The following is a 13086-nucleotide window of genomic DNA, read 5'->3' as shown; positions in this document are numbered from 1 at the left end:
AATCGGTTCCGATTTTCGGAAAGCACGATGCGCAGATTTCAAAGTGTTGGAGCGTCCTTTGTGCGTCCGAAAGGACGCACGGCGCTCTAAGAATAAAACGACCACCCACCCCCTCCCTCGAGGTCGGCCATGGAGACATGCGCCGGCCTCCTGTTTTTGCATGGCTGAGGTGATTTTCTGAGCATTGTGGAGGTCTGTGCGCGATGCCATCTATGAGTGGTCAATCATAGAGCAAGAGGAAAAGGACAATGTCCGCACTTCGCAATTCAGTCCGTACTGGCTTCTTTGGCCGCGCATTCGCCGTTCTTGGTGCTGCAAACGCCGTCAGCGCTGCTGTCGAAGCCGGTCGCCGCCCGCGCGCCAATGACCTCACCACACTCGGTATCGACCCGGCCTCCTTCGGTCAGGTCTCCCGCTAAAATCTTCAAGTCATGCATGAATGAATTAGCCCGCAACCGGATGGTCGCGGGCTTTATTTTTAGCTGCAAGGGTGTCGCACACTGCTTGCTTCGTCAGGCGTGAAGTTCCTCCTGCCGAGCGCCGTGATCCTCCACCTTTTCGCGTCTGTTGTGGCGGATGGACGACCAGAGGGACAGGCCGATCAAGGCCGCGCCGCCGAGCCCGGTGATGACCTCGGGGATGTGCACCAGGGTCTGCGCATACATGATCACCGAGAGGATCAGGATGGCGTAGAAGGCGCCATGCTCGAGATAGCGGTATTCGGCAAGCGTTCCCTTCTCCACCAGCATGATCGTCATCGAGCGCACGTACATGGCGCCGATGCCGAGACCGATCGCGATGACGAAGAGGTTCTGCGTCAAGGCGAAGGCGCCGATGACGCCGTCGAAGGAGAAGCTGGCATCCAGCACCTCCAGATAGATGAAGGCGCCGAGGCCGCCCTTGGCGGCAGCACTCATCGTCTGCTGCGACGCATCGAGCAGCTCACCGACAACCTCGACCGCGAGGAAGGTGAGCAGGCCGTAGATGGCGCAATGGACGAAGACACTGGCTTCCTCGCCACCGATCAACCAGGAGAACACAAGCATCAGTGCGAGCACGAAGGCGATCTCGATGCCCCTGATGGTGGCCGAGCGCGCCATCACCTTTTCCAGGCCGCGAAGCCAATGGATTTTCTTCTCGTGGTCGAAGAAATAGCTGAGGCCGACCATCATCAGGAAGGTGCCGCCGAAGGCTGCGATCGGCAGATGCGCGTCGTTCATGATGCGGGCATATTCGGCCGGCTCGCGTGCGGCAAGCACCAGAGCGTCCCAGGGGCCGATCTGTGCCGCGATCGCGACGATTGCCAGCGGGAAGACGATGCGCATGCCGAAGACGGCGATGATGATGCCCCAGGTGAGGAAGCGCTGCTGCCAGACCGGCGTCATCTCCTTCAGCTTGTTGGCGTTGACGATGGCATTATCGAAGGAGAGCGAGATCTCCAGCACCGCAAGCACCGTGCAGATGAAGAAGACGGTCGCCATGCCGCCGATCGTGCCGGTCGTCTGCCAGCCGAGCACCGCGCCGAGAACGAGGCCAAGGGCAGTGACGATGAAAGCCCAGCGGAAATAGCTGAGCGAGGATTGGGTCACAGGTTGATTCATGGCCGCACCTCGCGGCCGCAAATCGTGTCGAGGAGGGTCGATATAGTGGAAAAACGCGGCACGCCACAACGGGCACGCGGGTCAGGCATGGTGAGCTTGTTCATCGATGAAAAATCCGCCGGCTAAGCTGCAGGCGGTACCGACATCACGAGAGCGCCGTAAAAACTCTCGCCAGAGGGGCCCGGCACCAAAGTTCCCCGTCAGCCGATGTCTGGAAGGCTGCGGGATAGGCTCTAGGTAATGAACTTCGCGGGCCAGTCAAGGCCGGTCGTCACACCGCGATTGGGTGATTTTTTTTGGAACCATCCTGATGCCCGCCCGTTAGGCTCTGGTTGAGCTTAAAAGGAGGCCGATGATGCACACTTCGACCCATCTTCCCGATAAACGCACGGAGGCGTCCGACCGCATGAAGCGGGCGAAGCCGAACCGCATGCAGAAGGCGCAGGTGCTGCCGCCGCATCATGTCGACCTGACGCTGACGCCCGGCGTCTACCACGACATTCACGTGCCCGCTCATGTTACCGGCGCCGATCTTTCCAAGGGTGGCCCCGATATCAAGGGCAATGCAGAGACCAAGAAATAACGGGTATTCCGGAAGCCTCCGGCGCTGACGGGAGATTTGAAACAGGGTGAGAAACATATGACGATCAACTTTGTGCCCCGCGAGATCTTCATCCGGCACGAAAATGAATGGCAGGCCGTACGCGAGGCGGCGGACGAGCGTATCGATATCGGCAAACGCCAGAAGCCGCTCGCGGCCATCGGCGGCACGGCATCGGTTGGAAAAAACGATCCTTCGGCCGCACGCTCCGAATGACCAACAGCCAAATGACCAACAGCCAAATGACCAACAGAAGGGCATGCTGACACGAGCGCCCGGCATGATGCCGGGCGTTCTATTTTCTATTTGTGTTCATCGCGATCGACACGCTGTCCGGAATTAAAGCCGAACCGTTGTTCGAGCTTGCCGAATGCGAAGAGTACGCAGATGGCGACGATCGTCGTGAAGAAAGCGATCGGCCAATAGCCGAAGCCCATGGCGAGGCCGATCGCGCCGGAGAGCCACATGCCGGCGCCCGTCGTCAGCCCGTGCACCCGACCTCTTGCAAAGACGATCATGCCGGCGGCAAGAAAGGCGACGCCGGCGGTGACGGCTTCTATGACGCGCAGCGGATCGATGCGCACCTGCTCGTCGGTGAAACCCGGCATGTGCACGGCCTCGATCGAGATGATGGCGAAGAGGGCAGCGGCAAGACTGATCAGAATATGGGTGCGGAAGCCTGCCGGGCGGTCGCGGGCCTCACGCTCGAAACCGATCAGCCCGCCGAAGACGATGGCGCCGAAGAGGCGGGCGAAAATGACGGGATAGTGGATACGCGACTCCGGTATTATGTCGGCGATAATAAGATCCATGGATTTTTCCCCCAGAAAGATGGAATTTTTCGCTGGCTAACGTCTGAGCGCGGAATTTGTTCAGCTTTTTCCCCGCTTGCGTTTCGGCGGTGTCGTTGGCCTTCCCGGTGCGCGCCGGCGTGTTCATGTCATTGGAGGGAAAGTTTGGCGAACCAAGCATCATCCTGTCGCCGCGCCAACCTTTCGGAAAGGATTGGGCAGCGATAATCCCGGCCTCACGGGAATCGGACAGATGGCCAAGACAGCGACACGCGGCCGCCGCAAGGCGCCGGCGAGAGGAAAGACCAAGGCGCGCAGCAGCGGTGGCGGATTGCTGCCCTGGGCGGTGATCGGCATTGCCGCGATTGGCGGCATCGTCGCCCACGACCATTGGAAGAGCATCCAGCCGATGCTTGCAAGGCAATCGACGCCGACCACGCGGGAAACGGCGGAACTGAGACCCGTCGTCAGGAAGGACGTGTCGGCGAAGCAGGTGGCGCTTGCCGCACCCACGCCGAAAGCCGCCGTGCCGGTGCCGCAGTCGCAGCCGCTGCCGCCGGCCGCGATCCCGACGCCGATGATCCAGCCGATAAAGGCAGTGCAGCCGCCGGCTTCTGCTGCCGTTTCGCAAACCGGGACAGTCGCCTTCGGCTATTGCGGGCAGGGCGCCCATATCAATTGCGTCGGTGACGGTGGCGTATTCTGGTACAAGGGCGAGAAGATTGTGATTGCCGACATGGCAAGTCCGGTGGTCGACCAGGCGCGCTGTGACGGCGAGCGCCGGGTGGCCTTTGCCGCCAAGTCGCGGCTGCTGGCGCTTCTGAACGCCGGGCCCTTCACCATGAATGCGGCGGGTAAGGCCGAGCCCTCCGGCGCGCCGCGCGTCGTCTCGCGCGACGGGCGCTCTTTCGGCGCGCAGCTGATCAATGAGGGCCTAGCACGCAAGCCAGGGGCAGCCGGCAGCGCCTGGTGCGCCTGAGGGCGGCTACTTACCCTTTTTCACCTGCTTGCCGCCGGTGCGGAAGCTGCCGGTGAAGGAGGAGTCCTTGCTTTCGGCGGTGCATTCGATCGCGATCGGCTTGCCGGCATAGGGATTGCCGAAGGTGCAGAAGCCGGCGACCTTGACCTCTCCGGTCATCTTGTTGCCGACACCCGTGGTGACGAGGCTGAGCGGCAGGCGGGCATTGCCGTTGGAGGCAGGCTTGATGCCGCTGCCGTCGCCCTGAAAGCCCAGCGCCTTGCCATCCGAGGTGAAGATGAAGGTCACCACGCCATTGGCCAGCGTGACGCTGGCAAGCTCGTTCTTGCAGCCCTTGGTGGCGTCGAATTTGGCGACGACCAGCTTGGCGCATTTGCCGGAAAGCGTAATGACGCCGGGCGCACCAGGAAAGGTCTCGGCGGGCGCGGCCGGCGCGGCAGAGGCCGGCAAGGCGAGGACGGCGGAAAAAATTGCGGCGGCTGCTGGTACGAAAAGTCTCATTCTCTGTCTCAACCCCATCTGTCTGCGACGGCGAATCGGCCATGCGCTGGATAGTTAGGCAATGGCACGGTTCTGTGACTTATTTTGGTCTTACCCGGCGTCGAACGGGTGTCGAACAGGGCGTTAGGAACTTTTGAAGTCGTCCCAGAGGATTGCTGCCCCGGCCGCGAATATGGTGATCGGAATCAGCCAAAACTTGATGCTGACGGGTTCGACGACATGAAACTCCATATATCCGAAACCGAAGAGGCCAGCCCCAACCAGGGCGAGGCCGAGGATTATGGATATCGCTTTACGTGTCCGCGTCCTTTGCGTCACACCACCCCTATTTCCCACGTGTGGGGCTATCCCACCGCCATCAAAATCCTGCCCGGATCATGGTCGCGGACCAATCACGTGCTAGCCCTCGCTCCGCAAAGTGCCGGATCTGGAGCACGTGCCAGGCTCTGGGAACAGATATTCCCCAAGGCGGGGTTTTACCAACGATGTCAGGGAGATCGGATGGTGGGCGTGACAGGGATTGAACCTGTGACCCCTACGATGTCAACGTAGTGCTCTCCCGCTGAGCTACACGCCCATCCGATGGCGGCGCATAGATCACAAAACCTTCGGAGCCGTCAATAGGCTTTTTTCAGTTTTGTGACGCGCCGCCCGGCAAGCCTTACGCGGCAAGCATCTTGTTGACCTCGTCGACGAGATCGCGCAGGTGAAAAGGCTTCGAAAGCACCTTGGCATCCTTCGGCGCCTTCGAATCAGGGTTCAGCGCCACGGCGGCAAAACCGGTGATGAACATCACCTTCAGGTCGGGGTCGAGTTCGGTGGCGCGTCGCGCCAGCTCGATGCCGTCCATCTCGGGCATGACGATATCGGTCAGCAGCAGGGAAAACGGCTCCTCGCGCAGCCGGTCATAGGCGCTGGCGCCATTGTCATAGGAAAGGACCTTGTAGCCGGCCTTTTCGAGCGCTTTCACCAGGAAGCGGCGCATGTCGTTGTCGTCTTCGGCGAGAAGTATCTTCTGAGTCATCAATCCAGACCGCGATCCATAGGTTTTTGGTGGGCTGCCAGCCGTTTACACTAGTCTTTACCCGGTAAACAACCGGTGAATTGCCTGTGCGTGACCGCCGTCCCTTCTACATAGTATGGACTTGCGGCCGGGCAACTGGCAACATGGGCCAAGCAGTCAGTTCATGACATGGTAAAGAGGGCCGAAAGTGCCGGAAATACGCGAATACGAGCTTTTTGAGGTCCATGAGCCCGTGTCGCAGACCATTCCCTTCGTCTACAACTCCCCCCATAGCGGTCGCATTTATCCACCGGAATTTATCGCCCAGTCCAGGCTCGAGGGCATCGCTATCCGCCGTTCCGAGGATCACTATGTCGACGAACTCTTTGGTTCGGCCGTCGCACTCGGTGCGCCGCTTCTGGCGGCCAACTTCCCGCGCGCCTATCTCGACGTCAATCGCGAGCCCTACGAACTCGATCCGCGGATGTTCGACGGGCTGCTGCCGCCCTATGCCAATGTCAATTCGCTCAGAGTCGCCGGCGGGCTCGGCACCATTCCGCGCATCGTCGCCGAGAACATGGAGATCTATGCGCGGCGCCTGCCGGTGCAGGAGGGGCTCGACCGCGTCGAAGCGGTCTACAAGCCCTATCATGCGGCGCTGCGCCGGCTGATTGCGCGAACGCATGTGCAGTTCGGCTTCGGCGTGCTGATCGACTGCCACTCGATGCCCGGCAATGTGCGCGTTGCCGGCAGCACTGCGCGACCTGATTTCATCATTGGTGATCGCTACGGCACCAGCGCTTCGGCTGAACTTTCGCGCGCGGCCATCGCCATCCTCGAGGAAATGGGCTTCGCGGCGATCCGCAATAAACCCTATGCCGGCGGCTTCATCACCGAACATTACGGCCGGCCCTCGCGCGGACTGCACGCGCTGCAGATCGAGGTGAACCGGGCGATCTATGTCGATGAGCTGACGCTGGAGAAACGCGAGGATTTCGCCGCGGTGGCTGATGCCGTCACGGACTTCATGCAGCAAATGGCGGAATACGTCGAGAAATTTGCCGGCGAGCGGGCGCTGGCCGCCGAATAGCTCTCTTTTTCGATTTCGCTGAAGTGTGGCCTTTCCCGGCCAAAAAAAACCGCGCTTGTGAGCGCGGCTAAGTCTAGGGAGGAAACACCCAAGGAGGGTATTTACAGTCAGAAGACTGTATGAAAACGCTACTATTGCATTGCACAAATGTCAAGCAATATATTGCATTGCGATATCTTTGGGCAGTTAGAGCCAAATTGCCTGCTGCGTTTGCATTCCCGTTGCTTTTCGCTATGAAAAGCGCCATTCCCGCCAGCCAAACGGATCCATCATGTTTCCTGACCGTTCGTTCTTCAACCGCCTGGCGGAAGCCGCCCGAGCCGAAACGCTGCCGCGCTTCCGCTCCGGCCTCGATATCACGAACAAGCTTTCCTCCGGTTTCGACCCGGTGACGGAGGGCGACCGGGCGGCCGAACTCGCCATCCGGGCGCTGATCGAGGAGAGTTTCCCCGGCCACGGCATTCTCGGCGAGGAGCACGGTAATGTCGGGCTCGACCGCGAATATGTCTGGGTGATCGATCCGATCGACGGCACGCGCGCCTTCATCTCAGGTGTGCCGGTGTGGGGAACGCTGATCGGCCTGCAGAAGGAAGGCATGGCGATCATGGGCATGATCGAGCAACCCTTTACCGGCGAGCGTTATTTCGCCGACCAGAACGGCTCGATCTACACCGGGCCGGAGGGCGAGCGGCGTCTGGCGACGCGCCAGTGCGATGCGCTTTCGAACGCCATCCTGTTCACCACCTCGCCGCATCTCTTTGCCGGCGAGGAGATGGAGAAATACCGCGAGATCGAGAGCCAGGTACGGCTCTTCCGCTACGGCTGCGACTGCTATGCCTATGCGCTGCTTGCCGCCGGTCATGTCGACCTCGTCGTCGAAAACAGCCTGAAGCCCTATGATGTCGGCGGCATCATTCCCGTCATCGAGGGGGCGGGCGGCATCATCACCACCTGGGACGGCGGACGGCCGGAAAACGGCGGCTCGATCATCGCCGCCGGCAGCCGGGCAGTCTACGAACAGGCAATCGCCATCCTGCAGCGCTGATCCCTCGGTCAGCAAGCTGATCCCCCGGTCGGCAAAGCCGATCCGGCTCACGTGCCGAGGGCGGCGACGTCCTGGTTTTCTTCGGCATCGCTGCCGGGAATGAAGGCGTGGAAGGCCGCAAGGGCGGCGGCGCGGTAGATATCCCGTTCCTGGAAGATCTCGTGACGGGCGCCGTTGATCGGCACTAGCTGGCCGGCGCGGAAATAACGTGAAAGCCGCTCCTGCGCCGTGTAGGGCACGACACCGTCGCGCGTCGGGGCGATGACGATGGTCGGGATGGTGATCGAGAAGAGATGATTGGGTGAGGTGACCCGGTCCATCGTGCGGAAAGCCTCGATCAGCCAGCGGGCCGTTGGCGGTCCGAGCGTCAATTCCGGATGGGTCTTCATCATCGCGACATTGCGCTCGAATCGGTGTTCGTCCGAGGTCAGCGGGTTGTCGCTGAAGTTCGGCTCCTTCAGTTTCGAGGTCAGCGGCAGGAAGCCGAGGCCGAGGGCGGTCAGCGTGCCGGCGAGAGCGCGGATGACGCGGGGCGAGGCCGACTGGCCGGTCAGGCCGATGAAGGGCGCCGACAGCACCATGCGATCGATACGGGTGGTGAGATAGGGGGCGGCCGAGAGTGCGATCAGGCCGCCGGTGGAATGCGCCAGCAGATAGAAGGGCAGGCGGGTATCCGGCAGCACTACCTTTTCCAGGAAGGTATCGAGATCACGCTCGTAATCGACGAAGCGGCGGATGTGGCCGTGGTTGCGGCTCTTCAGGAGCCGCGGCGAACCGCCCTGGCCACGCATATCGAAGGTCGCGACCCAGAGGCCTTTGGCCGTGAGGTCGCGGATGGTTTCGAAATATTTCTCGATATATTCGTTTCGGCCGTGCAGGATGACGACGGTGCCCTTGGCAATCTGGCCACTCGAGCGGAAGACGGCGTAACGCAGCTGGTGGCCGTCATGGGTTTCGAAGAACCCCTCCGTGCGGTTTTCCGGGGCGGGATTATCGGGCGTCGAATAGAGAACCTGATCCATGACTTTGCCAATGCGCCGCTGCTGACTGCTTCGCATCAGGGATAGCGCATGGCATCCGGCTTGGAAAGCGGTGGGGGAAAAGGGCCGGCGGGAGCATGAGGGTGCTCGCGGCCGGCCGAAGTTGAGACTGAAGAAGAAGGGACGATGCACTTCAGCCATCGGGACCAGATTCACCCGACGCCGAAATTTCTAGGCGAATGCGCCTGAACGCGTTCCGAACCGGTCGTTCATGCGGGGTTCACGGGCCGATCAAGGCGATTCCAGAAAGGTCTTGAACTCCTCGAATCCCATCACCATCTCCTTTCTGCGGGTGCCGAACAGGGCCTGCGCAACCGTCCCAAGGCCGCCAAATATGGGGTCTCAGGGGCATTTCATCGCAACACGTCGCTTCCACAGGAGGACATCATGCGTCACGTAGACTTCTCTCCCCTTTATCGTTCGACCGTCGGTTTCGACCGGCTCTTCACCATGCTCGACAGCCTTGCTCAGCCGGAGCAGGCGCAGACCTATCCGCCCTATAATATCGAGCGTACCGGTGAAAACACCTATCGCATCACCATGGCGGTTGCTGGTTTCGACGAGACTGAACTTTCGATCGAAGCCCATGCTCATGTGCTGTCCGTGAAGGGTGAAAAGAGCGAGGAACCTGCCGAAAGCGGCGAATTCCTCTACCGCGGCATTGCCAAGCGCGCCTTCGAGCGCCGCTTCCAGCTTGCCGACCATGTCGAGGTGACCGCCGCTTCGCTGAAGAACGGCCTGCTGCACATCGACCTTCTGCGCAATATTCCCGAGGCCATGAAGCCCCGCAAGATTACGATTGCCGCAGAACCGGTCGAGGCTCCGAAGGCCATCGAAGCGCAGATCATCAACGGCTAATCACATCCTTATCGGATAAAACGAACGGCGCTCCATCGGGGCGCCGTTTTTCATTGCCGCTTTGCGCAACATGCTTCATGCCGGGCTGGCGGCTTCGTCGATTTCCTTGTCCGTTGCGCGGCGGGCCGCGGCGGCGGCGTATTTCTGGGCAATAACGGCGCAGACCATCAGCTGGATCTGGTGGAACAGCATCAGCGGAAGCACGATCGCGCCGATCGACTGGCCGGCGAAGATGACGTTCGCCATCGGCACGCCGCTCGCGAGGCTCTTCTTCGAGCCGCAGAAGGTGATGGTGATCTGGTCGGCCTTGTTGAAGCCCAGCCAACGGCTGCCGAACATCGTCAGCACCAGAACAATTGCCAGCAGGACCATGTCGGCGACGATGACGACGGCGATATCGGCGATCGAGAAGGTGTGCCACAGGCCCTCGACGACAGCCGTGCTGAAGGCAAGATAGACGACCATCAGGATCGAACCGCGGTCGACAGGCATCAGGATCTTCTTCTTGGCGCGGATCCAGTCGCCGATCCAGGGCTGCAGGATCTGGCCGATGATGAAGGGGGCAAGCAGCTGCAGCAGGATCTGCTCTAATGCGTCGAAGGAGAAGCCGCCATGGCCGCCGACGGAAAACAGCAGGCCGACGAGCAGCGGCGTCAGGAACATGCCGAAGATGTTGGATGCCGAGGCCGAGCAGATGGCGGCCGGTACGTTGCCGCCCGCCATCGAGGTGAAGGCGATCGACGACTGCACCGTCGACGGCAGCACGCAGAGGAAGAGGATGCCGAGATAAAGCGGCTGCGGCAGGATGGTGTCGGGAATCAGCCCGAGCGCCATGCCTAGTAGCGGGAAGATGCCGAAGGTCGTCAGCAGGATGACGATATGCAGGCGCCAGTGCAGCAGGCCTGATATGACCACGTCGCGCGACAGGCGGGCGCCATGCAGGAAAAACAGCAGCGCGATGGCGAGATCGTTGGCGATGCCGAAATAATCCGCAAATGTGCCGCGTGCCGGCAGCAACGAGGCAAGGATGACGGTGCAGACCAGCAGGATGGTGAATGTATCGGGCAGAAAGCGGCGCATGGCGGTCTCGCGGCTTGATAAAACAGTCATTGTTCTGTCGTGCATTATGATCCAGGATGCAAGGAATAACAGTTATCGAGAATCTGGATTATGCTGGACCTTTCGCAATTGCGCAGTTTCGTCGCCGTCGAACAGATGGGCAGTTTTACGCTCGCCGCAGAAAGGCTGGGCCTCGGGCAGTCGACGGTCAGCCAGCACATCCAGCGGCTCGAGGCAGCGCTCGGGCGCAGGCTGCTGGCACGCGACACGCATAAGGTGATGTTGACCGGCGATGGCGAAGCGCTGCTGTCGCATGCGCGCGCCATGCTTTCGATCGAGGGGCAGGTGCAGTCGCTGTTTAAGAGCCACAGCCTGCGCGGCAGTCTGCGGCTCGGCGTGTCGGAGGATTTCGTCACCAGCCAGCTGCCGGCGGTGCTCGAGGATTTCGTTCGTTCGCACCCATCGGTCGACCTCGAACTGACAGTGGCGCTGTCCGGCGTGCTTTACGAGATGCAGGACAATGGCGAGATCGATCTGGTGCTCGCCAAGCGCCGGCTCGGCGATGCGCGCGGAAAGCTCGTCTATCGCGAGCCGCTCGTCTGGCTGGCGCGCGATCCCGAGCGTGTGCTTGCCTCCGGCCCTTTGCCGCTGATCGCCTTTCCGCCGCCGAGCGTCACACGGGTGATCGCGCTCGAAGCACTCGGACGAAACGGGGTGCCGTGGCGGATCGTCTGCACCTGCGGCAGCCTCAGCGGGCTGACGGCGGCGGCGCGGGCCGGGATGGGCGTGCTGGTGCAGCCGCGCAGCATGGCGCCGTCCGGCCTGAAGGAGATCCCTGCGGGAAAACTTCCGGTGCTGGAGGACGTGGAATTCGTGCTGGTGCCGCGTAAGGGCGCTGACCAGGCTCTGGTTTCAGCACTGTCGGAGGATATTCTGCAAAAGGTGAGGGGACTGAGGTCGGCGTGAATCCTTGCCCGTCACCGAAAGGCCTGCCAGCCTGGCGGGCCTTTCGGGGGATCAGGCGGCCAGGCATTTCAGAAAACCATCCACGTCCGCTTCGGTGGTCGCGAAACTGGTGACGAGGCGGATCAGGGTTTCGCTTTCGGAAACAAGTTCGGGCGTTGCCGCCGGGACCGGCCATGCGTAAAATTTCGCGCCCTTTTCCTCCGCAGTTTTTGCGGCACTTTTGCTGACGACGGCAAAGACTTCGTTGGATGCGGTCGGCCAGGCGAGGCGGGCGGAGTTGCTTGTGCCGATGCCGGAGCGCAGCCGGTCGGCCATGCCGTTCGAATGGCGGGCGAGATCGAGCCAGAGGCCGTCTTCGAAATAGGCATCGAACTGGGCGGCGATGAAACGCGACTTGGAGAAGAGCTGGGCGGCGCGCTTGCGGATGAAGGGCATTTCCCGGGCCTGATCCGGATTGAAGAAGACGATCGCTTCGGCACACCAGCAGCCGTTCTTGGTGCCGCCGAAGGACAGCATGTCGACGCCGCGCTTCCAGGTCATTTCGGCCGGGGTGGCGCCGAGTGCGACCAGGGCGTTGGCGAAGCGGGCGCCGTCCATGTGGAGCGGCAGATTGCGCTTCCTTGATATGGCGGCGATCTCGCCGATCTCCGGCAGGGAATAGACGGTGCCGATCTCCGTCGCCTGGGTGATGGTCACCGCGCTGGCGCGGCCGTGATGGACGGCGTCCTCGGGAAAGCTTGCGATCTTCGCCGAAAGCTTTGCCGGATCGATCTTGCCGGCTTCGCCGTCAACGGCAACGAGGCGGGCGGAGCCGGAGAAAAATTCCGGCGCGCCGCATTCATCCTCGATCACATGGGCCTCCGAATGGCAGAAGGTGATGCCACCGGGGCGCTGGACGCTTGCCAGCGACAGCGAGTTGGCGGCCGTGCCGGTGGCGACGAAGAAGATCGAAACCTCGCGCTCGAAGATCTCGGAAAAACGGGCCTCGACCTTCCTGTCGAGATCGCCGGCGCCATAGGCGGCGGCAAAGCCGGCCGATTCCGTCAGCAGACGTTCGGCAATGGATTTGTGGGCGCCGGCCCAGTTATCGGAAGCAAAGAACATGTGGGGAAACCGTGAGAAAGGAAGGGGTTGGCAAAGTCCGCAGCGGACATTACGCCAAAGCTTCACAGGATCAAGGTTGTCGCCCGCGACACATCACGGAAATTGAACTACGCAATCAATAAACAAAATAATACGTCATAGCGTAATTTTCTTTCGTCATCGCCGCTACCCAGGCAATCTTCCGTCGCAAATTGACGTTTTTTGACGGAGCGCTCTTGCAGAGCCGGATGCTTTCTGGCATAGAACTGATGAATTAGGACAGTGTTGCTGTCCTATTTTGGCCTTTATGACCGAAGAGGCGCCGAAAGCCCTGGAACAGACCGGCTTTCACGCTATAGTTCTTCCGAGCGTCAAGCCTCAAGGGCGGCGCGCGGAGGCGAATGGCAGGCGCGGAACGCGACGGTTTGCTTTCCTTTAAAGCAGATGTCTGCGGCCGATCTTCACAATG

General features: G+C 61.1%; 16 protein-coding genes and 1 tRNA gene. 8 read left to right on the top strand and 9 right to left on the bottom strand.

Annotated features, from left to right (window positions below):
* Positions 1-248: 248 nt before the first annotated feature.
* Positions 249-419, top strand: a complete 171-nt coding sequence (locus RL_RS40230) for a hypothetical protein (protein WP_003542890.1) — start codon at positions 249-251, stop codon at positions 417-419.
* Positions 420-512: 93 nt separating this feature from the next.
* Here the strand turns inward: RL_RS40230 and RL_RS21155 are convergent, their stop codons facing one another.
* A complete protein-coding gene (locus RL_RS21155; RefSeq protein WP_011653509.1) occupies positions 513-1601 on the bottom strand; it encodes a DUF475 domain-containing protein in 1089 nt (362 codons plus the stop codon).
* 352 nt (positions 1602-1953) lie between these two features.
* On the opposite strand from RL_RS21155, the gene RL_RS21150 reads away from it, so the two are divergent.
* Both RL_RS21150 and RL_RS40225 read left to right on the top strand, forming a co-directional pair.
* Entirely contained in the window at positions 1954-2184 is a 231-nt protein-coding gene (locus RL_RS21150) for a hypothetical protein (RefSeq protein WP_011653508.1), read from the top strand.
* Between the two features lie 57 nt (positions 2185-2241).
* Positions 2242-2418, top strand: a complete 177-nt coding sequence (locus RL_RS40225; RefSeq protein ID WP_165422419.1) for a hypothetical protein — start codon at positions 2242-2244, stop codon at positions 2416-2418.
* Positions 2419-2504: 86 nt separating this feature from the next.
* On the opposite strand, the gene RL_RS21145 is transcribed toward RL_RS40225, so the two are convergent.
* On the bottom strand, positions 2505-3014 hold the full coding sequence (locus tag RL_RS21145) for an MgtC/SapB family protein (RefSeq protein WP_011653506.1): 510 nt from the start codon (positions 3012-3014) through the stop codon (positions 2505-2507).
* A 232-nt stretch (positions 3015-3246) separates the two neighbouring features.
* Between RL_RS21145 and RL_RS21140 the strand changes: the two genes are divergently transcribed.
* On the top strand, positions 3247-3972 hold the full coding sequence (locus RL_RS21140; RefSeq protein WP_011653505.1) for a hypothetical protein: 726 nt from the start codon (positions 3247-3249) through the stop codon (positions 3970-3972).
* A gap of 6 nt (positions 3973-3978) precedes the next feature.
* Here the strand turns inward: RL_RS21140 and RL_RS21135 are convergent, their stop codons facing one another.
* The 4 genes from RL_RS21135 to cpdR1 all read right to left on the bottom strand — a co-directional run bounded on the left by RL_RS21135 (position 3979) and on the right by cpdR1 (position 5497).
* Positions 3979-4473 (bottom strand): hypothetical protein, encoded by a 495-nt coding sequence (locus RL_RS21135; RefSeq protein ID WP_244432345.1) that lies wholly within the window; start codon positions 4471-4473, stop codon positions 3979-3981.
* Between the two features lie 123 nt (positions 4474-4596).
* Complete coding sequence (locus RL_RS40655) at positions 4597-4791, bottom strand: hypothetical protein (protein ID WP_028742292.1); 195 nt, start codon at positions 4789-4791, stop codon at positions 4597-4599.
* A gap of 184 nt (positions 4792-4975) precedes the next feature.
* Positions 4976-5050: transfer RNA gene (locus tag RL_RS21125), tRNA-Val, on the bottom strand.
* 84 nt (positions 5051-5134) lie between these two features.
* On the bottom strand, positions 5135-5497 hold the full coding sequence (gene cpdR1, locus RL_RS21120; RefSeq protein WP_003542883.1) for a response regulator CpdR1: 363 nt from the start codon (positions 5495-5497) through the stop codon (positions 5135-5137).
* Positions 5498-5684: 187 nt separating this feature from the next.
* Between cpdR1 and RL_RS21115 the strand changes: the two genes are divergently transcribed.
* Together RL_RS21115 and hisN are read left to right on the top strand one after the other, a co-directional pair.
* Complete coding sequence (locus RL_RS21115; protein ID WP_011653502.1) at positions 5685-6566, top strand: N-formylglutamate amidohydrolase; 882 nt, start codon at positions 5685-5687, stop codon at positions 6564-6566.
* Positions 6567-6837: 271 nt separating this feature from the next.
* On the top strand, positions 6838-7611 hold the full coding sequence (gene hisN / locus RL_RS21110; RefSeq protein ID WP_011653501.1) for a histidinol-phosphatase: 774 nt from the start codon (positions 6838-6840) through the stop codon (positions 7609-7611).
* Positions 7612-7658: 47 nt separating this feature from the next.
* On the opposite strand, the gene RL_RS21105 is transcribed toward hisN, so the two are convergent.
* A complete protein-coding gene (locus RL_RS21105; protein ID WP_041936465.1) occupies positions 7659-8633 on the bottom strand; it encodes an alpha/beta fold hydrolase in 975 nt (324 codons plus the stop codon).
* A gap of 405 nt (positions 8634-9038) precedes the next feature.
* On the opposite strand from RL_RS21105, the gene RL_RS21100 reads away from it, so the two are divergent.
* Positions 9039-9509: an Hsp20 family protein gene (locus tag RL_RS21100; RefSeq protein WP_011653499.1), complete on the top strand. Its 471-nt coding sequence runs from the start codon at positions 9039-9041 to the stop codon at positions 9507-9509.
* A gap of 75 nt (positions 9510-9584) precedes the next feature.
* Here the strand turns inward: RL_RS21100 and RL_RS21095 are convergent, their stop codons facing one another.
* The gene (locus RL_RS21095; RefSeq protein ID WP_041936464.1) at positions 9585-10634 is read right to left on the bottom strand and encodes a bile acid:sodium symporter family protein; all 1050 of its coding nucleotides are present in this window, start codon (positions 10632-10634) and stop codon (positions 9585-9587) included.
* Between the two features lie 45 nt (positions 10635-10679).
* On the opposite strand from RL_RS21095, the gene RL_RS21090 reads away from it, so the two are divergent.
* Entirely contained in the window at positions 10680-11534 is an 855-nt protein-coding gene (locus tag RL_RS21090; protein WP_011653497.1) for a LysR substrate-binding domain-containing protein, read from the top strand.
* Positions 11535-11585: 51 nt separating this feature from the next.
* On the opposite strand, the gene RL_RS21085 is transcribed toward RL_RS21090, so the two are convergent.
* Positions 11586-12638, bottom strand: a complete 1053-nt coding sequence (locus RL_RS21085) for a threonine aldolase family protein (RefSeq protein ID WP_011653496.1) — start codon at positions 12636-12638, stop codon at positions 11586-11588.
* Positions 12639-13086: the final 448 nt, after the last annotated feature.

The organism is Rhizobium johnstonii 3841 (assembly GCF_000009265.1).
Taxonomy (GTDB): domain Bacteria; phylum Pseudomonadota; class Alphaproteobacteria; order Rhizobiales; family Rhizobiaceae; genus Rhizobium; species Rhizobium acaciae.
Note: the sequence above shows the minus strand (reverse complement) of the source record. Positions and strands in the feature narration are given on the sequence as shown.

Coding starts and splice junctions, on each gene's coding strand:
- RL_RS40230 (WP_003542890.1), top strand. CDS start 249: ATGTCCGCACTTCGCAATTCAGTCCGTACTGGCTTCTTTGGCCGCGCA.
- RL_RS21155 (WP_011653509.1), bottom strand. CDS start 1,601: ATGAATCAACCTGTGACCCAATCCTCGCTCAGCTATTTCCGCTGGGCT.
- RL_RS21150 (WP_011653508.1), top strand. CDS start 1,954: ATGATGCACACTTCGACCCATCTTCCCGATAAACGCACGGAGGCGTCC.
- RL_RS40225 (WP_165422419.1), top strand. CDS start 2,242: ATGACGATCAACTTTGTGCCCCGCGAGATCTTCATCCGGCACGAAAAT.
- RL_RS21145 (WP_011653506.1), bottom strand. CDS start 3,014: ATGGATCTTATTATCGCCGACATAATACCGGAGTCGCGTATCCACTAT.
- RL_RS21140 (WP_011653505.1), top strand. CDS start 3,247: ATGGCCAAGACAGCGACACGCGGCCGCCGCAAGGCGCCGGCGAGAGGA.
- RL_RS21135 (WP_244432345.1), bottom strand. CDS start 4,473: ATGAGACTTTTCGTACCAGCAGCCGCCGCAATTTTTTCCGCCGTCCTC.
- cpdR1 (WP_003542883.1), bottom strand. CDS start 5,497: ATGACTCAGAAGATACTTCTCGCCGAAGACGACAACGACATGCGCCGC.
- hisN (WP_011653501.1), top strand. CDS start 6,838: ATGTTTCCTGACCGTTCGTTCTTCAACCGCCTGGCGGAAGCCGCCCGA.
- RL_RS21105 (WP_041936465.1), bottom strand. CDS start 8,633: ATGGATCAGGTTCTCTATTCGACGCCCGATAATCCCGCCCCGGAAAAC.
- RL_RS21100 (WP_011653499.1), top strand. CDS start 9,039: ATGCGTCACGTAGACTTCTCTCCCCTTTATCGTTCGACCGTCGGTTTC.
- RL_RS21095 (WP_041936464.1), bottom strand. CDS start 10,634: ATGCACGACAGAACAATGACTGTTTTATCAAGCCGCGAGACCGCCATG.
- RL_RS21090 (WP_011653497.1), top strand. CDS start 10,680: ATGCTGGACCTTTCGCAATTGCGCAGTTTCGTCGCCGTCGAACAGATG.
- RL_RS21085 (WP_011653496.1), bottom strand. CDS start 12,638: ATGTTCTTTGCTTCCGATAACTGGGCCGGCGCCCACAAATCCATTGCC.